Origin of the sequence: Actinomadura rugatobispora (assembly GCF_042656285.1) — a bacterium.
GTDB classification, from domain to species: domain Bacteria; phylum Actinomycetota; class Actinomycetes; order Streptosporangiales; family Streptosporangiaceae; genus Spirillospora; species Spirillospora rugatobispora.
The window spans coordinates 1-18551 of record NZ_JBHSON010000079.1 but is presented as its reverse complement, the minus strand read 5'-3'; the positions used below and the strand labels follow the sequence as shown (position 1 = coordinate 18551).

General features: G+C 73.4%; 21 protein-coding genes. 12 read left to right on the top strand and 9 right to left on the bottom strand.

Annotation, left to right across the window (positions count from 1 at the left end; translation table 11 throughout):
• Nucleotides 1-82 precede the first annotated feature (82 nt).
• A complete protein-coding gene (locus ACFPZN_RS41050; protein ID WP_378287996.1) occupies nt 83-1294 on the top strand; it encodes an NAD(P)-dependent malic enzyme in 1212 nt (403 codons plus the stop codon).
• A 273-nt stretch (nt 1295-1567) separates the two neighbouring features.
• Complete coding sequence (locus ACFPZN_RS41045; RefSeq protein WP_378287995.1) at nt 1568-2176, top strand: CGNR zinc finger domain-containing protein; 609 nt, start codon at nt 1568-1570, stop codon at nt 2174-2176.
• On the opposite strand, the gene sodX is transcribed toward ACFPZN_RS41045, so the two are convergent.
• Nucleotides 2119-2466: a nickel-type superoxide dismutase maturation protease gene (sodX, locus tag ACFPZN_RS41040; RefSeq protein WP_378287994.1), complete on the bottom strand. Its 348-nt coding sequence runs from the start codon at nt 2464-2466 to the stop codon at nt 2119-2121. The two genes, ACFPZN_RS41045 and sodX, sit on opposite strands and share 58 nt — an antisense overlap.
• Before the next feature lie 151 nt (nt 2467-2617).
• Here sodX and sodN point away from each other — a divergent pair, with 151 nt between their 5' ends.
• From sodN to ACFPZN_RS41020, 4 genes are all read left to right on the top strand, one after another.
• Nucleotides 2618-3019: a superoxide dismutase, Ni gene (gene sodN / locus ACFPZN_RS41035; RefSeq protein WP_378287993.1), complete on the top strand. Its 402-nt coding sequence runs from the start codon at nt 2618-2620 to the stop codon at nt 3017-3019.
• Between the two features lie 168 nt (nt 3020-3187).
• The gene (locus ACFPZN_RS41030) at nt 3188-3658 is read left to right on the top strand and encodes a GNAT family N-acetyltransferase (protein WP_378287992.1); all 471 of its coding nucleotides are present in this window, start codon (nt 3188-3190) and stop codon (nt 3656-3658) included.
• 279 nt (nt 3659-3937) lie between these two features.
• Nucleotides 3938-4366: an ATP-binding protein gene (locus ACFPZN_RS41025; protein ID WP_378287991.1), complete on the top strand. Its 429-nt coding sequence runs from the start codon at nt 3938-3940 to the stop codon at nt 4364-4366.
• A complete protein-coding gene (locus tag ACFPZN_RS41020) occupies nt 4363-5178 on the top strand; it encodes an RNA polymerase sigma factor SigF (protein ID WP_378287990.1) in 816 nt (271 codons plus the stop codon). The genes ACFPZN_RS41025 and ACFPZN_RS41020 overlap by 4 nt, the downstream gene beginning before the upstream one ends.
• 131 nt (nt 5179-5309) lie before the next feature.
• Here ACFPZN_RS41020 and ACFPZN_RS41015 read toward each other — a convergent pair whose 3' ends face one another.
• Nucleotides 5310-5771: a hypothetical protein gene (locus ACFPZN_RS41015; protein WP_378287989.1), complete on the bottom strand. Its 462-nt coding sequence runs from the start codon at nt 5769-5771 to the stop codon at nt 5310-5312.
• Between the two features lie 148 nt (nt 5772-5919).
• Between ACFPZN_RS41015 and ACFPZN_RS41010 the strand changes: the two genes are divergently transcribed.
• Together ACFPZN_RS41010 and ACFPZN_RS41005 are read left to right on the top strand one after the other, a co-directional pair.
• Nucleotides 5920-6861 carry a diacylglycerol/lipid kinase family protein gene (locus ACFPZN_RS41010; RefSeq protein ID WP_378287988.1) on the top strand — a complete coding sequence of 314 codons (942 nt, stop codon included), beginning with the start codon at nt 5920-5922 and terminating at the stop codon, nt 6859-6861.
• A gap of 294 nt (nt 6862-7155) precedes the next feature.
• A complete protein-coding gene (locus tag ACFPZN_RS41005; RefSeq protein ID WP_378287987.1) occupies nt 7156-7422 on the top strand; it encodes a WhiB family transcriptional regulator in 267 nt (88 codons plus the stop codon).
• 237 nt (nt 7423-7659) lie between these two features.
• Here the strand turns inward: ACFPZN_RS41005 and ACFPZN_RS41000 are convergent, their stop codons facing one another.
• Nucleotides 7660-9276 (bottom strand): sensor histidine kinase, encoded by a 1617-nt coding sequence (locus ACFPZN_RS41000; protein ID WP_378287986.1) that lies wholly within the window; start codon nt 9274-9276, stop codon nt 7660-7662.
• Between the two features lie 65 nt (nt 9277-9341).
• Here ACFPZN_RS41000 and ACFPZN_RS40995 point away from each other — a divergent pair, with 65 nt between their 5' ends.
• Both ACFPZN_RS40995 and ACFPZN_RS40990 read left to right on the top strand, forming a co-directional pair.
• Complete coding sequence (locus tag ACFPZN_RS40995; protein WP_378287985.1) at nt 9342-10535, top strand: 8-amino-7-oxononanoate synthase; 1194 nt, start codon at nt 9342-9344, stop codon at nt 10533-10535.
• 37 nt (nt 10536-10572) lie between these two features.
• A complete protein-coding gene (locus tag ACFPZN_RS40990; RefSeq protein WP_378287984.1) occupies nt 10573-11370 on the top strand; it encodes a GntR family transcriptional regulator in 798 nt (265 codons plus the stop codon).
• Nucleotides 11371-11409: 39 nt separating this feature from the next.
• Here the strand turns inward: ACFPZN_RS40990 and bioB are convergent, their stop codons facing one another.
• Together bioB and bioD are read right to left on the bottom strand one after the other, a co-directional pair.
• Nucleotides 11410-12405, bottom strand: a complete 996-nt coding sequence (gene bioB / locus ACFPZN_RS40985; protein ID WP_378287983.1) for a biotin synthase BioB — start codon at nt 12403-12405, stop codon at nt 11410-11412.
• Nucleotides 12402-13130, bottom strand: a complete 729-nt coding sequence (bioD, locus tag ACFPZN_RS40980) for a dethiobiotin synthase (protein WP_378287982.1) — start codon at nt 13128-13130, stop codon at nt 12402-12404. Before bioD ends, bioB begins: the two co-directional genes overlap by 4 nt.
• A gap of 149 nt (nt 13131-13279) precedes the next feature.
• On the opposite strand from bioD, the gene ACFPZN_RS40975 reads away from it, so the two are divergent.
• Entirely contained in the window at nt 13280-14077 is a 798-nt protein-coding gene (locus ACFPZN_RS40975; RefSeq protein ID WP_378287981.1) for a hypothetical protein, read from the top strand.
• Between the two features lie 68 nt (nt 14078-14145).
• Nucleotides 14146-14682 carry a GNAT family N-acetyltransferase gene (locus ACFPZN_RS40970; protein ID WP_378287980.1) on the top strand — a complete coding sequence of 179 codons (537 nt, stop codon included), beginning with the start codon at nt 14146-14148 and terminating at the stop codon, nt 14680-14682.
• On the opposite strand, the gene bsaP is transcribed toward ACFPZN_RS40970, so the two are convergent.
• The 4 genes from bsaP to ACFPZN_RS40950 form a co-directional block, all read right to left on the bottom strand.
• Nucleotides 14639-14917, bottom strand: coding sequence for a biotin synthase auxiliary protein BsaP (bsaP, locus tag ACFPZN_RS40965; protein ID WP_378287979.1), 279 nt, complete (start codon nt 14915-14917; stop codon nt 14639-14641). The two genes, ACFPZN_RS40970 and bsaP, sit on opposite strands and share 44 nt — an antisense overlap.
• Before the next feature lie 112 nt (nt 14918-15029).
• Complete coding sequence (locus tag ACFPZN_RS40960; protein ID WP_378287978.1) at nt 15030-16382, bottom strand: acetyl-CoA carboxylase biotin carboxylase subunit; 1353 nt, start codon at nt 16380-16382, stop codon at nt 15030-15032.
• Nucleotides 16383-16532: 150 nt separating this feature from the next.
• Nucleotides 16533-17879, bottom strand: coding sequence for an HD-GYP domain-containing protein (locus ACFPZN_RS40955; protein ID WP_378287977.1), 1347 nt, complete (start codon nt 17877-17879; stop codon nt 16533-16535).
• 173 nt (nt 17880-18052) lie between these two features.
• Nucleotides 18053-18551: HD-GYP domain-containing protein (locus tag ACFPZN_RS40950; RefSeq protein ID WP_378287976.1), on the bottom strand; the 499-nt coding region annotated here is incomplete at its 5' end.

Sequence of the window (18551 nt, the reverse complement as noted above, 5' to 3'; positions counted from 1 at the left end):
GTGACCCCCGTACGTCGCGAGATGTCCACCAGGTGGACGGCAACCAGACCACACCACCGCGGCGGCATCGTTCGAAATCCACATGTCACTGACAGGGGTCGCTGTGGCCGAAGAGCCCAATTCCACCGAACCGCACTCGTACGACGACGATCCGGCCTTCCCGCTGCACCGCGGCGGCAAGCTGGAAGTCCGCTCCACCATCCCGGTGCGCGACAAGGACGATCTCTCCCTCGCCTACACCCCCGGCGTCGCGCGGGTCTGCACCGCGATCGCCGACAACCCCGAGCTGGCCTACGACTACACCTGGACCTCCAAGGTCGTCGCCGTCGTCACCGACGGTACCGCCGTCCTCGGCCTGGGCGACATCGGCCCGGCCGCCTCCATGCCGGTCATGGAGGGCAAATCGCTGCTGTTCAAGGAGTTCGCCGGGGTCGACTCGGTGCCGATCGCGCTCAACTGCACCGGCGTCGACGAGATCGTCGAGACCGTCATCCGGCTCGCGCCCAGCTTCGGCGGCATCAACCTCGAGGACATCAGCGCTCCACGCTGCTTCGAGATCGAGGACCGGCTCCGCGCGGCGCTGGACATTCCGGTCTTCCACGACGACCAGCACGGCACCGCGATCGTCGCGCTCGCCGCGCTGAAGAACGCCGCCCGGCTCACCGGCCGCCCGCTGTCGGACCTGCGCGCCGTGGTCGCCGGCGCCGGCGCCTCCGGCGTGGCCGTGACCCGGATCCTGCTCAACGCCGGCATCGGTGACATCGCCGTCTCCGACAGCAAGGGCCTGATCTACCGGGGCCGCGACGGCCTCAACCCGATCAAGGAGGCGCTGGCCGCCGACACCAACAAGGCCGGCCTGCAGGGCTCCACCGAAGAGGCGCTGCGCGGCGCCGACGTGTTCATCGGACTCTCCGGCAGCACCGTGCAGGAGTCCTCGATCGCCACCATGGCCGACGGCGCGATCGTGTTCGCGCTGTCCAACCCCACGCCCGAGGTGCACCCGGACGTGGCGCGGCGGCACGCGCAGGTGGTCGCGACCGGCCGCAGCGACTTCCCCAACCAGATCAACAACGTGCTGGCCTTCCCCGGCATCTTCAAGGGCGCGATGCAGGTGCGCGCGCACTCCATCACCGAGGGCATGAAGCTGGCCGCCGCGGACGCGCTGGCCGGCATCGTCGGCGACGACCTCACCGCCGACTACGTGATCCCCGGCCCCTTCGACGAGCGGGTCGCCCCCGCCGTCACCTCCGCCGTGGCCGAGCAGGCCCGCGCGGACGGCGTCAACCGGATCTGACCCCGATCCACACGCGGCCCGTGCCTCCCCGACCGGGAGGACACGGGCCGTAGCCGTCTCCCGGACCGCGGCGGCCGGGGCCGGTGGGAAAACTGTGCCCGGAACGCCGGACGGCAAGGAATTTGTCGGCTTGGCTCGATCTCTACTGCACAATATTTCACATTCCGCCGGACCATTTGCCCGGCCGCTCCGGCGCACGGGGTGTAATACTCGTCAGACGGGAATGACTCGTACCACTCGTCCGATCAGGTCGACTCCGTCAGGAGCTCGCTCGTGGACCTCGCCTCTTACGCCGACCTGGCCATCGAGCTCGTCAACACCCAGGACCGCTCCGGCGACACGCTGCGGGACCTCGCCGGGCTGCACGCCCTCCTGGCGCGGCGGCCCCAGCTCGCCGGCCGCGTCGGCCACCGCGACCTCGACACGATGCGCGCCCTGCGCGCCCAACTGCGGGCGGTGTTCGCCGCCGCCGGCGCGGGCGACGAGGAGGAGGCGATCGACCTCCTCAACTCGCTGCTCATCCAGCATCCCGTCCATCCCCAGCTCACCCGGCACGACGACGACTGGCACGTGCACCTCAACGAGGGCGGCTCGGTCCCCGACCGGTACGCGGCGCGCGCCGCGATGGGCCTGGCCGTCAGGGTCGGCGAACGGGGCATCGACCGGCTCGGCGTGTGCCGCGCCGAGGGCTGCGGCCGGGTGTTCTTCGACACCACCGCCGCCCGCTCCCGCCGCTACTGCTCCGACCGCTGCGCGGGCCGCACCGGCGTGGCCGCCGCCGATCCCCCGCCCCAGCCCAGGGTGACCGAGGCGGTGGGGGCCGGTCACCGCGCCGCCGACCGCCCCGCCGGGAACACCGCCACCCGCGACGGCGGCCAGTAGCGCGCCACGACCCGTCCCAGCACCAGCCGGTCCGGGACGGCGCCGAAATCCCAGCTGTCCTGCCGGCCGGCCGCGCGCTGGTTGTCGCTCTCCAGCCACCACCCCTCGCCGTCGCGGTGCCCCGCCCGCTTCACCAGCAGCAGCCCGGGCCGGTCCGGATGGCGGGCCACGACGACGTCCCCGGCCCGCACCCGCCGCCGCCCGACCCGTACCAGCAGCAGGTCACCGGGCCGCAGCGCGGGCAGCATCGACTCCCCCGTGACCGCCACGGCCTTCAGCGCCACCGGCATATCTCGCCCCCGTTCGGTGAAACCAGTCACGGGGCCCGGCCCGGCCGGGTCCTAGGCCGAAATACCGAGCGCCCTGGCGCCACGGCCCCGGGGCCACAAGAGTAATGTCGGTGACCTGAGCATGATCCGCAACGAGGGAAGGAAAACGCAGGTGCTCGTCAACCTTCTGCGCCCGAAGACCACGGTCTCCGCGCACTGCGACCTGCCGTGCGGCGTCTACGACCCGGCGCAGGCCCGCATCGAGGCCGAGTCCGTCAAGGCGATCGCCGAGAAGTACGCCGCCAACGAGGACCCCGTCTTCCGCGCACGCGCCATCGAGATCAAGGAGCAGCGCTCCCAGTTGGTCAAGGAGCACCTGTGGGTGCTCTGGACCGACTACTTCAAGCCGCCGCACTTCGAGAAGTACCCGCAGCTGCACCAGCTGTTCAATGAGGCCACCAAGCTCGCCGGCGCCGGCGGCACCAAGGGCAGCATCGACGTCAAGACCGCCGAGGACCTGCTGGCCCGCATCGCGGAGATCGACAAGATCTTCTGGGAAACCAAGCAGGCGTGAGTGAGCGGCTGGCCGGGCCCGCTGGGAGCGGGCCCGGCCGCCGGTCGAACCCCCGCTGACGCGGGGAGCAGGTCTCGCAAAAGATCTTGTCGATCTCCGCGATCGGACCACCCCCGCTGACGCGGGGAGAATCCTTCAACAGTAGCTGGCGCGGATAGCCTGTCAGGCATGATCCGGCCTGCGACTCCTGACGACGTGCCCGCGGTCCTGCGGCTGATCCGCGATCTCGCCGAGTACGAGCGGGCCCTGCACGAGGTGAAGGCGACCGAGGAGGACCTGAGCACCGCCCTCTTCGGGGCGGACCCGAAGGTGTTCGCGCACGTGGCCGAGCACGAGGGCGAGGTCATCGGATTCGCCCTGTGGTTCCTGACGTTCTCCACCTGGCTGGGCCGGCACGGCATCTACCTGGAGGACCTCTACGTCGACCCGGCCGTACGGGGCCACGGCCACGGCAAGGCCCTCCTGGTGGAACTGGCCCGGATCGCCGACGAGCGCGGCTACGGGCGCGTGGAGTGGGCCGTCCTCAACTGGAACACGCCCTCCATAGCCTTCTACGAGGCCCTGGGCGCCCGCCCGCAGGACGAATGGACCACCTACCGCCTGACCGGCGACGCCCTGACCAAACTCGCCAAGAGCTGACCCAGGGCCCTGGGGGGCAAGGGGGCGAAGCCCCCAGGAATCGGGGGGCTAGGGGAGGCGAAGCCCCCCAGCGGGGGGTGCGGGGGGCGGAGCCCTCTGCCAAGGGCCGGGTGCCCCCGTAAGGAGCGCCAGCGACTGGAGGGGGCGCGCGGCCCGGCCTGGGGCCTGGGGGTGGCCCCCAGATAGACACAGCCAGAGTTCCTCGCGTGCCTAATTCTCCGACTGGGGCTCCTAGGCGGTAGTTTCGAAGGCAGCGGGACCATCCTGCGAGGGAGTGACGTGACCGAGGAGACCGCGGCCATGCCGGCCAGTACCAAGTTGTCCGTGCGCGATGTGGTGACGGTGAAGCTGCCCGCCGCCGGCGCCTACCTGTCGGTTCTGCGAACCGCGACCGCGGGGCTGGCCGCCCGCCTCGACTTCACGCTGGACGAGATCGAGGACCTGCGCATCGCCGTGGACGAGGCGTGCGCGATGCTGCTCGCCCAGGCGGTTCCGGGAACCGATCTGACGTGCGAGTTCGAGTTGACGGGAGAGGCGATGCGCATCGCGGTGTCGGTGCTGACCGTGGACGGCACGGTGCCCAGCCGCGACACCTTCGCCTGGACGGTGCTGTCCTCTCTGGCCGGCGAGGTCGACTCGCAGGTCGGTGCGGACGACCGGGTCACCGTGACGCTGCAGAAGCGCCGCGGTAGCGCGGGGGCCCCGTGACGGAGAAGACGACCGTGGCGGGCGAGACCGGGAACGAGCGCACCGAGGGCGCCGTCCCGGACCGGGCCCGTGCCCGCGCCCTGTTCGAGCGCCTGGCGGAGCTGCCCGAGGGCGACCCGGAGCGCCAGCGCATCCGCGACCAGCTGGTGGAGCTGCATCTGCCGCTGGTCGAGTATCTGGCCCGGCGGTTCCGCAACCGGGGCGAGTGGCTGGACGATCTGATCCAGGTCGCCACGATCGGGCTGATCAAGTCGATCGACCGGTTCGATCTGAGCCGCGGGGTGGAGTTCTCGACCTACGCCACGCCCACGATCGTGGGCGAGATCAAGCGGCATTTCCGCGACAAGGGCTGGGCGGTGCGGGTGCCGCGCCGGCTGCAGGAGCTGAAGCTGTCGCTGACGAAGGCGATCAGCGATCTGGCGCAGCGCGAGGGCCGGGCTCCGACGGTGAGCGAGCTGGCGGCGCACCTGCAGATGAGCGAGGAGGAGGTGCTGGAGGGCCTGGAGTCCGCCAACGCCTACTCGACGGTGTCGCTGGACGCTCCGGACTCCGGTGACGAGGACGCGCCCGCGGTGGCCGACTCGCTCGGCATGGTGGACGAGTCGCTGGAGGGCGTGGAGTACCGGGAGTCCCTCAAGCCGCTACTGGAGAAGCTGCCGGCGCGGGAGAAGAAGATCCTGCTGCTGCGGTTCTTCGGCAACATGACGCAGTCGCAGATCGCGGCGGAGCTGGGGATCTCGCAGATGCACGTGTCGCGGCTGCTGGCGCGGACGCTGGCGCAGCTGCGCGAGGGGCTGACCGCCGACGAGTGAGGGCCCGGCCCCCGGTTCGTTTCCGGGGCCAGGCCTGTCTCGAGGGGGCCTCAGTATCGCGCGGGCGCGTTACCTGGACGGTGGTGCGACGCCGGAGGCGAGCGCCGTGGGCCGGGACTTTGAGACGCGGCCTAGGCTTTCTTGTCGCTCCTGGGCGGCGCGGTGTCCTGTCCGGGCTCGTTCTCGCCCGGCGCGGCGGGTTCGTCGTCGTCTTCGGCGAGCTGGACGAGCCAGGCGGTGCTGGGCGGGCTGAGCACCGTGATCAGGGCGAGGATCGCGACCAGGCCGAGCGGGACGGCGACGGCGTACTGCTGGCTCTGCCACAGCGCCCAGACGATCGGCAGCGCGAACAGCTGCGTGAGGACGGTCGGGGCGCGGCTCCAGGGTTCGGCGCGGAGCAGGCCGCGGGCGCAGGCGAGCATGCCGAGTCCGCCGCCGAGGGCGAGGACGGTCACTCCGATGGCGCTGGCCGGGTCGACCGGCTCGCCGATGATCGTCTCCCAGCCGACGAAGAGGCCGCCCGCGACGGCGGCGGCGCCCTCCGCGGCTTCGAGGGCGGCGGCGGCGGTGACGGTCATGGGGCGCTTGGACACGTTCGAAACCCTACTCGCCCCGCGGGCGCGCCCCGTCCCGGCCCGGCCTCGGCGGCAGCCGGTGACGACCCCGGGGACAGGAGGGTCTGGCGGTGCCGGAGCGGTGGTCCGGGCGGGGTGCGCGGCGGGTGGTGGATACGCTGACGCCGTGCGCGCCATGCTCATCGCCAACCCCAAGGCGACCTCCACCTCCCGGCGGGCCCGTGATCTCCTGGTGCGGGCGGTCTCCGGCGATCTCGAACTGGATCTCGTCGAGACCACGCATCGCGGTCACGCGACCGAACTGGCGAGCCGGGCGGTGGTGGAGGACCACGATGTCGTGATCGCGGTGGGCGGTGACGGCACGGTGAACGAGGCCGTCAACGGCCTGCTGGTCAAGGGCCCCTCCCCGGACGTGCCGGCGCTGGCGGTGCTGCCGTGCGGGAGCGCGAACGTGTTCGCGCGGGCGGTGGGCCTGCCCAACGATCCGGTGGACGCGACGCGCGCGGTGCTGGAGGCGCTGCGGGCGGGCCGTCACCGGACGGTGGGGCTGGGGTCGGCGAGCCACGCGGGCGGGGAGAAGCGGTACTTCACCTTCAACGCGGGGGTCGGGTTCGACGCGGAGGTGGTGCGGGAGGTGGAGCGGCGCCGGCTGCGGGGGGCCCGGGCCGATCCGTCGCTGTACGTGCGGACGGCGGTGCGGCATTTCTTCGCGGGAACCGACCGGAGGCGTCCGGCGCTCACCCTGGAAGTGCCGGGGCGGCCGCCGATATCCGGTCTCTTTCTCACGCTCATCAGCAATACGTCGCCATGGACTTTCCTTGGTCCCCTTCCGGTGAATCCGAGTCCGCGGGCGAACTTCCGGGGCGGGCTGGACGCGTTCGGGATGCGTTCGATGGAGGTGGCGCCGGTGCTGGGGGCGCTGGCCGGGTTCTTGACGGCGCGGTCCAGGCCGGTCCGGGGGCGGGGGGTGCTGAACGTGCACGACACGGCGGAGATCACGGTGCGGGCCGACCGTCCGATGGCGTTCCAGCTGGACGGGGACTACCTGGGGGAGCAGGAGGCCATCACGTTCCGATCGGTGCCGGGGGCGGTGCGCATCGTCATATGAGCCCGAACGGGCGCCCGTTTAACGGGAAAGCAACATCGGTGACCCACTGATGTGACACATACGACACTCATACTTTGAGAAACGTTTCTCAAAGGTCTTGCGTCCGGCGGCGGCGCTTTGACACGCTCAAAGCGCGCCCGCCGACAGGAAGCCCAGTGCCGTCAGCCTCCTGATCGAAGCGCCGCACAGTTTCACCCCGAAGCCCCCTACCCGAGCGGCTCGGGGTGGCCGCGACATGTGAACCCGTTCACAAGTGGAGTCGTCTTCCTCCACGCTGACGAAGGAGTGGACCGCATGGACTGGCGCCACCGCGCAGCCTGCCGTGACGTGGACCCCGAGCTGTTCTTCCCGATCGGCAACACCGGGCCCGCGCTCCTGCAGATCGAAGAGGCCAAGCAGGTATGCCGCCGGTGCGACGTCACCGAGTCCTGCCTCGCCTGGGCCCTGGAGTCCGGTCAGGACTCGGGCGTCTGGGGAGGCATGGGCGAGGACGAGCGCCGCGCCCTCAAGCGCCGCACCGCCCGCGCCCGGGCGCGCGCGAACCTGAACGCCACCGCCTAGCGGTAGCCGCACGACCTGCACGAACGCGAAAGAACCAGCACGACCCGACCGTCCCACCAGCGGCCGGTCCTCCTTCGAAGGCGCAGGAGGCGCAAGGTCTCCGCCGCCCGGCGCGGCTTCCGAACCCACAGGTCGGAAAGCATCGGCGCCCCGGCGGGACCCTGACGCGGCAGTGAGAGCGCCGTGGCCCCGCTCGGCCACGGGCGCCCCGCCGCGCGCCCTGCCCCGGCACACCGGCTACCTGCGGGGCGGGCCCGGACGGCGATGGTCGTCGTCGTTGAGCGGCACGTCCACCACGACCTCGGTGCCCCCGGTCGGGCGCCGCCGGAATTCGAGGCGTCCGCCGAGTTCCCCGACGATCAGCGTCCGGACGATCTGCAGGCCCAGGCTGTCGGTGCCCTCCACGTCGAAGTCCTCGGGGAGCCCGACCCCGTCGTCGGACACCACGGTGACCAGCCGCCGCTCCTTCTCGTCGCCGCCGGCGCCCAGTTCCCGGTCGCGGCCGGTGCCGGGCTCGCGGTGCTCCTCGTAGCGGTGCGCCACGACCTCCAGCGTCCCGAAGCGGTTGGCCAGGCCGTGCTCCAGCGCGTTCTGCAGCAGTTCGGTGAGCGCCATCGCCAGCGGGGTGGCGACCTCGGCGGGCAGCACCCCGAAGCTGCCGGTCCGCTTGGGCGTCACCCGGGTCTCCGGCGTCGACACCTCCCCCGCCATCATGATCACGCGGTCGGCGATGTCGTCGAAGTCGATCAGCTCGTCGGGGGTGAGCGACAGGGTCTCGTGCACGATGGCGATCGACCCGACCCGGCGCACCGCCTCGTCCAGCGCCGCCCGCCCCTCGGGGATCTGCAGCCGCCGCGCCTGGAGCCGCAGCAGCGCCGCCACCGTCTGCAGGTTGTTCTTCACCCGGTGGTGGATCTCCCGGATGGTGGCGTCCTTGGTCATCAGCTCCCGGTCCCGCCACCGCAGCTCGGTGACGTCCCGGCACAGCACGACCGCGCCGATCCGGGTGCCGCCGACCACCAGCGGGATGGTGCGCAGCTGCATGACCGAGCCGCGGCTCTCCACCTCGACCTCGCGCGGGGCACGGCCGCTGAGCACCACGGTCAGCGCCTCCTCCAGCGGCTCGCCGGTGTCGCACAGCCGGGTGGTGACCTCGCCGAGCGACTCCCCGACCAGGTCGGCGGGGAAGCCCAGGCGGCGGTACGCCGACTGCGCGTTCGGGCTGGCGTAGGTGACGCGGCCCGCCCGGTCCAGGCGGATCAGCCCGTCCCCGACCCGCGGGGAGCGGACCAGGTTGGGCTCCTCGCCGGGCACCGGGAACCGGCCCTCGGCGATCATCTGGGCGAGGTCGCTGGCGCTCTGCAGGTAGGTCAGCTCCAGCCGGCTCGGGGTGCGGGCCGAGCTGAGGTTGGTGCTGCGCTGGATGACGCCGAGCAGCTTCACGCCGCGCCGCACCGGGATCGACTCCTCCCGCACCGGAATGCCGCTCCCCCACTCCGGGTCGCCCTCCCGGACGATCCGCCGCTCCCGCCACGCCACGTCGATCAGCCCGCGGCGCCCCGTCGGCACCACCTTCCCCACCAGGTCCTCCGGGTAGGCGGTGGGGCCGGTCGTGGGACGCATCTGGGCGATCGCCACCCATCCGTGCACGCCCCCGGGGATCCCCGGATCGCGCCGCCGCGGCCCGGCCTCGGCGGGGAGCGCGTCCGGCGACCGCAGCGGCACCCACAGCAGCAGGTCGGCGAACGACAGGTCCGCCAGCAGCTGCCAGTCCGACACCAGGGCGTGCAGCCACTCCAGGTCGGCGTCGGTGAGGTCGGTGTGGTCGCGCACGAGGTCCGTCAATGTGGGCACAGTCCATTATGCGGGCGACGCCCCCCGCCCCCGTCCGCCGATCCATGACCTGGCAGGATTCCCGCATGACCCTTGGACGGGACCCCCGCTCCCCCGCCGGCCCGCTGGCCCGGCTGCGGGCGGCGGCCGAGAGCCGCGAGCGGGCCGGGCTGCGGCGGCGGCTGCGGCCCCGCACCGGCGACCACGACGGACTCATCGACCTGGCCTCCAACGACTACCTCGGCCTGTCCCGCGATCCCCGGCTGATCGAGGGCGCCGCGGCGGCGGCACGCGAGTACGGCACCGGCTCGACCGGTTCCCGGCTCGTCACCGGCACCACCGCGCTGCACGCCGAGCTGGACCGGCGGCTGGCCGCGTTCACCGGCAGCGCCGCCGGGCTGGTGTTCTCCTCCGGTTTCCTGGCCAACCTGGGCGCGGTCACGGCCCTGGCCGGATCCGGCGACCTGGTGGTGTCCGACCAGGTGAACCACGCCTCGATCGTGGACGCCTGCCGGCTGTCGCGCGCCCGCGTCGCGATCGTCCCGCACCGCGACGTCGCGGCGGTGGAGCGGGCGCTGGCCGAGCGTGACGAGGAGCACGCCCTCGTCGTCACCGACGCCGTCTTCTCCGTGGACGGCGACCTGGCGCCGCTGGCCGAGCTGCACCGCGTCGTCCGGGCGCACGGCGCGCTGCTGATGATCGACGAGGCGCACGCGCTCGGCGTGGTCGGCGACGGCGGCCGCGGCGCCGCGCACGCGGCCGGTCTGGCCGGGGAGCCCGACGTGGTGCTGACCCTCACGCTGTCGAAGTCGCTGGGCGCCCAGGGCGGCGCCGTCCTGGGCGCGCCCGAGGTCGCCGACGCGCTGGTCGACACCGGCCGGTCGATGATCTTCGACACCGGGCTGAACCCGCCCGCGCTGGGCGCCGCGCTGGCCGCGCTGGACGTGCTGGAGGCCGAGCCCGGGCTGCCCGCCCTCGCCCGCGACCGGGCCCGCCGCATGTCCGGGATCGCGGCCGGACTCGGCCTGGAGACCACCGAGGACCCGGCCGCCGCGGTCGTCCCGGTCGTGCTGGGCGAGCCCGAGGCGGCGGTGCGGGCCGCGGAGATCTGCGCGGAGCACGGCGCCCGGGTCGGCTGCTTCCGCCCGCCGTCGGTGCCCAAGGGACGCGCCTGCCTGCGGCTCACCGCACGCGCCACCGTGGGCGAGGCGGACCTCACAACCCTCAGGGAGGCCCTGAGCGCCGTCGTCCGCTCTACCGGTCGTAGTCTTCACACGTAACATCGGGGACAACCGATGATGAACGTGAGGAGAGACCGTGACGGAGGTCAGGGGCGGGCCCCGGCACGGGGGCGGGTACGAGCGCGCACCATTGAGTGACATCGGCAAGCACCACTCGGCCCAGGCACCGCGCATCCCGAAGTACTACAAACTCAAGGAACTGCTGGTCGAGCTGATCCAGTCGCTCCCCCCGGGGTCTCCGCTGCCCCCGGAACGCGCCCTCGCGGAGAAGTACGAGACCTCCCGCACCACCGTCCGGCAGGCGCTGGCCGAACTGGTCGTCGAGGGCCGCCTCCAGCGCATCCAGGGCAAGGGCACCTTCGTCGCCAAGCCCAAGGTCGCCCAGGAGCTGCAGCTGGTCAGCTACACCGAGGACATGCGCCACCACGGCCTGCGCCCCGAGACCCGCATCCTGGAGATCGGGTACGTCTCCGCCGACGAGCGCATGGCCACCCTGCTCGGCATCCGCCCCGGGGGAAGGGTCCTGCGCATCCACCGGCTCCGGCTGGCCGACGGCGAGGCGATGTCGATCGACACCTCGCACCTGCCCGCCCGCCGCTTCCCCGGCCTGCGCCGCGAGCTGCCCCGCCACCACTCCCTGTACGAGACGCTCGCCACCGCCTACGACGTCCACCTCACCGAGGCCGAGGAGACGATCGAGACCGTCCTGGCGACCCCCCACGACGCCCAGCTCCTCGCCGTCGACGTCGGCCTGCCCCTCCTGCTCCTGTCCAGGCACGCCTTCGACACCACCGGCCAGCCCGTCGAATGGGCCCAGTCCCTCTACCGCGGCGACCGCTACAAGTTCATCACCCGCCTCCGCCGCGAGCGATGAGGGTGAGGGTGAGGAGGGGCGTCCCTCCTCACCGGCCCGCTAGAGGGTCTTGGACAGGGCCTTGATCGGCATTTGGAGTTCGGTGAGCAGGTCCAGGTCCTTTTCGGCCGGGCGGCCCAGGGTGGTGAGGTAGTTGCCGACGATGATGGCGTTGATGCCGCCGAGCATGCCGTCGCGGGTGCCGAGGTCGCCGAGGGTGAGCTCGCGGCCGCCGGCGTAGCGCAGGATGGTGCGGGGCAGGGCGAGGCGGAAGGCGGCGATGGTCTTCAGGGCTTCGGCGCCCTCGACCAGGGGGTGCTCGGCGAACGGGGTGCCGGGACGGGGGGCCAGGAAGTTCAGCGGGACCTCGTCGGGTTCCAGCTCGGCGAGCTGGCCGGCGAACTCGGCGCGCTGTTCGAGGGTCTCGCCCATGCCGATGATGCCGCCGCAGCACACCTCCATGCCGGCCTCCTTGACCATGCGGAGGGTCTCCCAGCGCTCCTCCCAGGTGTGGGTGGTGACGACGCTGGGGAAGTGGGTGCGGGCGGTTTCGAGGTTGTGGTTGTAGCGGTGCACGCCCATGGCGGCCAGTTCGTCCACCTGGTCCTGGGTGAGCATGCCCAGCGAGCAGGCGATGTTGATCTCGACGGCGTCGTTGATGGCCTTGACGCCCTCGCGGACCTGGGACATCAGGCGCTCGTCCGGGCCGCGCACGGCGGCGACGATGCAGAACTCGGTGGCGCCGGTCTTGGCGGTCTCCTTGGCGGCCTCGACGAGTTCGGGGATGTTCAGCCACACGGCGCGGACCGGTGAGGTGAACTGGCCGGACTGGGAGCAGAAGTGGCAGTCCTCGGGGCAGCCGCCGGTCTTGAGGGAGACGATGCCCTCCACCTCGACCTCGGGGCCGCACCAGCGCATCCGGACCTCGTGGGCGAGGGCGAGCAGCTCCTCGAGGCGGTCGTCGGGCAGGGTCAGGCACTCCAGGACCTGCGCGCCGGTCAGGCCGCGGCCTTCGTCGAGCACCTGGCGGCGGGCCACTTCGAGGATGTCGCTCACGGATTCTCCTTCATGCCGTTGGCGTCGCGGAAGACGGCGGGGTCGAACGAGCCGCCGAGGGGCGGGGCCAGCGCGCTGTGCGCGGCCAGCAGGAACTCGGCGGGGTCGAGGGCGCCCGCGCCGGCCGGCAGCGCGCCGGCGAGGGGGCGGGCGGCGATGGTCTCCAGGTCGCGGATGTTGCTGCGCATCGCCAGGTCGGGTTCGTCCGGCCACTCCCCCAGGACGACCCCGGCGAGCTGGACGCCGCGGTGCGCCATCGCCTCCAGGGTGAGCGCGGTGTGGTTGAGGGTGCCGAGGTCGGGACGGGCCACGACGACGACGGCGGCGCCGAGCCAGCGGGCCAGGTCGGCGATCGTGGCGCCCTCCTCGTCGTAGCGGACGAGGAGCCCGCCGGCGCCCTCGATGAGGACGAGCCGCCGGGTCTGGCCCAGCTCCTGGACGCCCTTGGCGACGTCGGCGAGCCGGACCGGGGGGAGGCCGGAGTGCCGGGCGGCCGCGGCGGGCGACAGCGGGTCGGGGTAGCGGGCGAACTCGTGGAGGTCGTCGATGCCGGCGAGCCGCCGCACCTGGTCGAGGTCGCCGGGTTCGTCCGGCGCCACCCCGGTCTGGCCGGGTTTGACGACGGCGACCGGTGTGCCGCGCGCCGCCGCCAGCGCGGCGACGGCGGCGGTGACGATCGTCTTGCCGACGCCGGTGCAGGTCCCGGTCACCACGAGCACGCTCACGAGCCGCACACTAGCGTGCGCGCATCCGGAGCAGTCCCCACGGGTCCCACACAGTCTTGCCCCCTGTCTTTGTACGGGCGGGCGCGGAACGGGTCCGGGGCGCGTGCCGTCCAAGCTTCATGGCCGATCCATCCCTACGCTTGGGAAGCGTGATCGATCGGGGGGTCGCCGCGATCCTGATCGGGGCGGGAGCCCTGGTCGCGTGCGGCGGGCAGGAGCGGGACCAGGGCGCGGCGGCGCCGTCGGCGCGGCCGGATCCGGGGCGCGCCCCGGGCGGGCCGGTGCTGCGCTGGCGGATGACGGGCGGATTCGCGGGCCTGGGCGGGCCGGGCAGCCTGCCGGAGTTCTCGCTGTACGGGGACGGCCGGGCGATCGCCTCCGCGCGGACGGGGTCGGCCGCGCCGCTGCCGGTGCTGCGCGAGTACCGGCTCACCGCGCAGGCGCTGCGCCGGCTGCTGGACGAGGCGCGTGCCGCGGGCCTGGACCGTCCGCGGACGATCGGGTCCGGCCGGGTCGCCGACGCGATGATCTTGGAGATCTCGATGGGGGCGGCCCGGACCAGGATCGAGCAGCCGGAGGGGCAGCCGGGCCTGCCCGCGGTCCGGTTCTGGAAGCGGCTCGACCCCCAGGGCTGGCCGCGGGCCGACCAGGCGGCGCCGCCCCGGCACCACCGCTCCGCGAGAGTGGCCGTGCTGGCCGGGGAGAGCCCGGCGGCACCCGGGCAGGACGTCTCCGACTGGCCGCTGAACCGCCCGCTGGGACGGGGCGAGCAGGCCGCCGGCGGGCTGTGCTCCGTCGTGGCGGGCGAGGACCGGGACACGGCGGTGAAGCACGTCGCGACCGCGGGCACGGACCACCGCTGGCGCAGCGGCGGCAGGGTGTACTCGGTGCGCCTGCGGCCGATGCTGCCCGAGGAGCGGACCTGCCGGGACGTCGCCAGAACCTGAACGGACCGCGGCATACAATTCGCCCGTGTTCACGATCGTGGGGATATATCCGGATAGGGCGGCGACGCGTGGCTGAGCCGGGCGTGACCGTCCGCCCGGCCCGTCCCGGCGAGTACGCGCGGGTCGGCGAGCTGACGGTCGAGGTGTACGTGCGCGGCGGGCTCGTCCGGCCGGACAGCTCCTACGTGGAGAGGCTGCGGAACGCCGCCGACCGTGCCGCCAAGGCCGAGCTGCTGGTCGCCGAGATGGCCGGGGAGATCGCCGGGGCGGTGGCGTACTGCCCGCCCGACAGCCCGTACGCCGAGCTGGCCGCGGCGGACGAGGGCGAGTTCCGCATGCTGGCCGTGCTGGAGCGCTCGCGCGGCGGCGGCGCCGGGCGCGCCCTCGTCCAGGCGTGCGCCGACCGGGCGCGGGACGCCGGGCTGGTCGCGCTGCGGCTGTCGACCCAGCCGAACATGCGCGCGGCGCAGCGGATGTACGAGCGGATGGGGTTCGCGCGCACCCCGGAACGGGACTGGAACCCCGTCCCGGGCGTCGACCTGATGACGTACGTGCTGGCCCTCAGGCCGGAGGGACGGCCCGGGCCGGGTCCGAGGCCGGGCTGAGCGCGCCGTGCCGCGTGCAGCGGGCCGTCCAGCCCGCCGGGGTCACCTGCACCACCAGCCGGCGGCGGCACCGGGAGCAGTAGCGCGGCGGCTCCATCCGCCGCGCCGCCCGGCACGCCTCGTGCCCGCCGGCGGCCGCGGGCTCGCCGCAGCGGTCGCAGTAGGCCGCCTCGTCGCCGGCCGGCCGGGACACCGTGCCGGGGCCCTCCGCCGGCGCCGGAATCTCCATCGTCATCGCCTCCAGGATCACCAGGGGGTCGCCCGCCTCCGCCCGGCTCCCTTTCTATCCCACCGCCGGCGGGACCTCGCGGCCGCGTCCGGCGGGCGGTGCGATCAGGACGGTGCGATCAGGACGGGGCGCGCATGCGCTCCACGATCCCGGTGTCGTAGACGCCGTCCGCGAACTCGGGCCGGTCGAGCAGCTCGGCGAGGAACGGCAGGTTGGTCTTGAGCCCCTCGATCCGGAACGCGGCCACGGCCGCCCGGGCGCGGGCCAGCGCCTCGCCGCGGGTCTCGGCGTGCACGCACAGCTTGGCCAGCAGCGGATCGTAGAACGAGGTGACGGTGTTGCCCTCGGCGTAGCCGGCGTCGATCCGGATGCCGTCGCCGACCGGCTCCTCCCACACCTTGACGGTGCCGGGGGCGGGCAGGAACCGCTCCGGGTCCTCGGCGTACACGCGCAGCTCCATGGCGTGCCCGTGGGTCAGCGCCTCGGCGAACGAGGGCGGCTCCCCGGCGGCGACCCGCAGCTGCTGCTCGACCAGGTCGATGCCGGTGACCAGCTCGGTGATGGGGTGCTCCACCGTGAGGCGGGTGTCCATCTCCAGGAAGTAGAAGTCCTGCGCGGCGGGATCGACCAGGAACTCGACCGTCCCGGCGCCGCGGTAGCCGACCGCCTCGCCCGCCCGGACGGCCGCGGCCATGATCCGCTCGCGCAGCGCGGGGGTGACGCCGCTGGACGGGGTCTCCTCGACGACCTTCTGATGATGGCGCTGCACCGAGCAGTCCCGCTCGCCCAGCGCGACCACCGTGCCGTCGGCGAGCCCGAGGATCTGCGCCTCGACGTGCCGGGCGCCCTCGACGAACCGCTCGATGAGGATGTCCGCGGGCCCGTCCGGCCCGGTGGAGTAGCGCTCGGCGGCGGCGCGGGCGGTCTCGAAGGTCCTGCGGAGGGACGCCTCGTCGTGGGCGGCGCCCATGCCGATGCCACCGCCGCCCCCCGCGGCCTTCACCATGACCGGGTAGCCGATGCGCTCGGCCTCCTCCACGGCGGTGTCGGCGTCGGGCACCGGCTCCCAGACCCCGGGCGCGACCGGGACCCCGGCCTCCTTCATCAGGTTCCGGCCGTTGATCTTGTCGCCCATCCGGGCGATGGCCAGCGGCGGCGGGCCGATCCAGCCCAGGCCGGCGTCGATGACCCGGCGGGCGAACTCGGCGTTCTCCGCCAGGAACCCGTAGCCGGGGTGGATCGCCCGGGCGTTGGTGCGGCGGGCCGCCTCCAGGATCCGGGGAATGTCGAGGTAGCTCGCCGCGGGCCGGGCCGGGCCGATGAGGAGCGCCTCGTCGGCCTCGGCGACGAACGGCAGATCGGCGTCGGCCTCCGAGTACACCGCGATCGCCTTGAGGCCCAGCGCGCGCACCGTGTGGACGATCCGGCTGGCGATCTCACCCCGGTTCGCCACGAGCACGGACTCGTACACCTGCGGGTTCTCCTTACCGTCGGCGGGCGGGCCTGCGTGGCCCGCTCGGCCCGAGACTAGCCGTCCCGGGGCCGCGGGGTGCCGCCGACGGGACGACGCATACCAACCCGTAGTCTTGCCCCGCCCCGCCGTTCACCTCACAGGTTCACCTCACAGGCGGGGGCGGCGGTCGACGACGCGGCTCAGCGCCTCCACGACGGCCGGATCGTACTCGGCCGCCGAGTCCAGCCGCAGCCGCTCCAGCACGGCCGCGCCGCGGTCGCGGTCCGAGGAGTCGCCGACCAGGTCGTCGTAGGCGTTGGCCACCTTGATGATCCGGCTGGCCAGCGGCGGGGGCGGCGGACGGTCGGCGGCTCCCGCGCCCGGCTCGCCGGCGGGGGCCTCGCCGTGCCCGGTCCGGTACGGGTGCGACGACAGCTGGACGATCGCCGCCACCCGGTCCAGCACCCCGGTCTGCTTGATCACCTCGGCGCCCAGCTCGGCGATCCGGCGCTGCTCGGTGGGCGAGGCCAGCACGGTGGCGCCGCCGGGGATCGGATCGCCCAGCGACAGCTGGCCGATGTCGTGCATCAGCGCCGCGTACTCCAGCTCCAGCAGCTCCTCCTCCGACATGCCCAGCTCCCGCCCCATCGCGACCGACAGCCGGGAGACGCGCCGCGAGTGGCCGGTCTCCACGTACCCGCCGACCTCGGTCACCCGCGACAGGGCCCGCACGGTCTGCAGGTAGGTGGCGCGGATCCCGGCGTAGCGGCGGAAGGCGAACTGGGTGACCAGGATGGGCGCGGTGAACACCAGCAGCGCCGCCGGGCCCATCACGGTGGTGGAGACGGCGAGCAGCATGGCGGTCGCGCTGGTCGCCGCGCACAGCGCCAGCTTGGCGCGGATCTCGTCGCGCATCGCGATGCCGAACCGGGCCCGCACCGCCTCCGCCCGGATCAGCGCGGCGATCATGACGTCGCAGAAGCAGGAGGCCACCACGACCACGCCCATCAGGGCCAGCAGCACGTGCCAGTCGAGCCGCAGCGACAGCAGCGGCCGGAAGCACAGCGCGACGGTGGCCACGGTGAACAGCCGGCGGGCCATGGCGTCCAGCCGGGGCGTGCGGCCGACCGCGACGTGCGGCAGCGAGCCGACCAGCATGCCGACCGCGGTGACGGCGATCACCTGCAGCGGGGAGTGCACGGCCGGGACGACGCCCAGCGGCGCGTCCGGCGGGGCCCCCTCCGGGCCGATCCCGACCAGCAGGGCGTAGCCGATGCCCCCCGCGCCGGCGATCGGGGCGACCTCCCGGTTGCCCGGCATGACCATGCGGAACAGCTCGCCGAGCGCGATCAGCACGCCGAAGATCACCGCGACCTCGGCCTGTTCGAGACCGACCGCGGCGACCTGGGTGACCGCGACCAGCACGACCAGCCCGGCGGTGGCGATCAGCAGGAGCTGGCCCGAGTCGATGGTCTGCCAGGCGGCGCGCTCCCGGGTGCGCATCTGGGTGCTCATCGGCTCCATCTTCCTCGACAGGGACGGCGGGGGGCTGCGGAACGGCGAGGGGCGGGACGGGGGGCGGCCTGGACCAGGGTCCGGCCTCAGGCAGCGCGCGGGCGATGCCGCCAAGGCCCGGTAGGCGGGAGAGGGTGAGGCGAGCGCCGCGGGCCGGGAGCAGGAGGCACAGCCTAGCCGCGGGCGCGGTCGCCCGCCACGTCCCCGGCGGCACCGCCGACGGCGTCCCCGGCCTCGCTCCCCGGGGCGCCGTCCGGGGCCGCGTCGATCGCGTCGGCGGCGCCGTCGGCCGCGTCGGCGGCGTCGGCCGCGTCGGCTGCATCGGCCGCGGAACCGGCGGCGACGCGGAGCGGGGTGCTCGGGTCGTCGTGGTCCTGCTGGGTGGTCTCCACGACGTCGTCCTCGGGCAGCACGACGGGCTTGGGCGGCTCCCAGCCGTCACGTTCCAGGGCGCGCAGGAACGCCTCGACCATGTCGGGGTCGAAGTGGTCGTCGATGCCGCGGCGCAGCTCCTCGACGGCCTCCTCGACGGTGCGGGCGGCCCGGTACGAGCGGGTGGAGGTCATCGAGTCGAACGCGTCGGCCACCGAGATCACCCGCGCGAACTCGGGGATCTCGTCGCCGGCCAGGCCCATCGGGTAGCCGCGGCCGTTCATCTTCTCGTGGTGGTGC

What these genes read in the sequence shown, in the direction of transcription:
- ACFPZN_RS40995 (WP_378287985.1), top strand. Translation starts at nt 9,342, where the DNA reads ATGACCCTTGGACGGGACCCCCGCTCCCCCGCCGGCCCGCTGGCCCGG.
- bsaP (WP_378287979.1), bottom strand. Translation starts at nt 14,917, where the DNA reads ATGACGATGGAGATTCCGGCGCCGGCGGAGGGCCCCGGCACGGTGTCC.
- sodX (WP_378287994.1), bottom strand. Translation starts at nt 2,466, where the DNA reads ATGCCGGTGGCGCTGAAGGCCGTGGCGGTCACGGGGGAGTCGATGCTG.
- ACFPZN_RS41050 (WP_378287996.1), top strand. Translation starts at nt 83, where the DNA reads ATGTCACTGACAGGGGTCGCTGTGGCCGAAGAGCCCAATTCCACCGAA.
- ACFPZN_RS41030 (WP_378287992.1), top strand. Translation starts at nt 3,188, where the DNA reads ATGATCCGGCCTGCGACTCCTGACGACGTGCCCGCGGTCCTGCGGCTG.
- ACFPZN_RS40955 (WP_378287977.1), bottom strand. Translation starts at nt 17,879, where the DNA reads ATGAGCACCCAGATGCGCACCCGGGAGCGCGCCGCCTGGCAGACCATC.
- ACFPZN_RS41005 (WP_378287987.1), top strand. Translation starts at nt 7,156, where the DNA reads ATGGACTGGCGCCACCGCGCAGCCTGCCGTGACGTGGACCCCGAGCTG.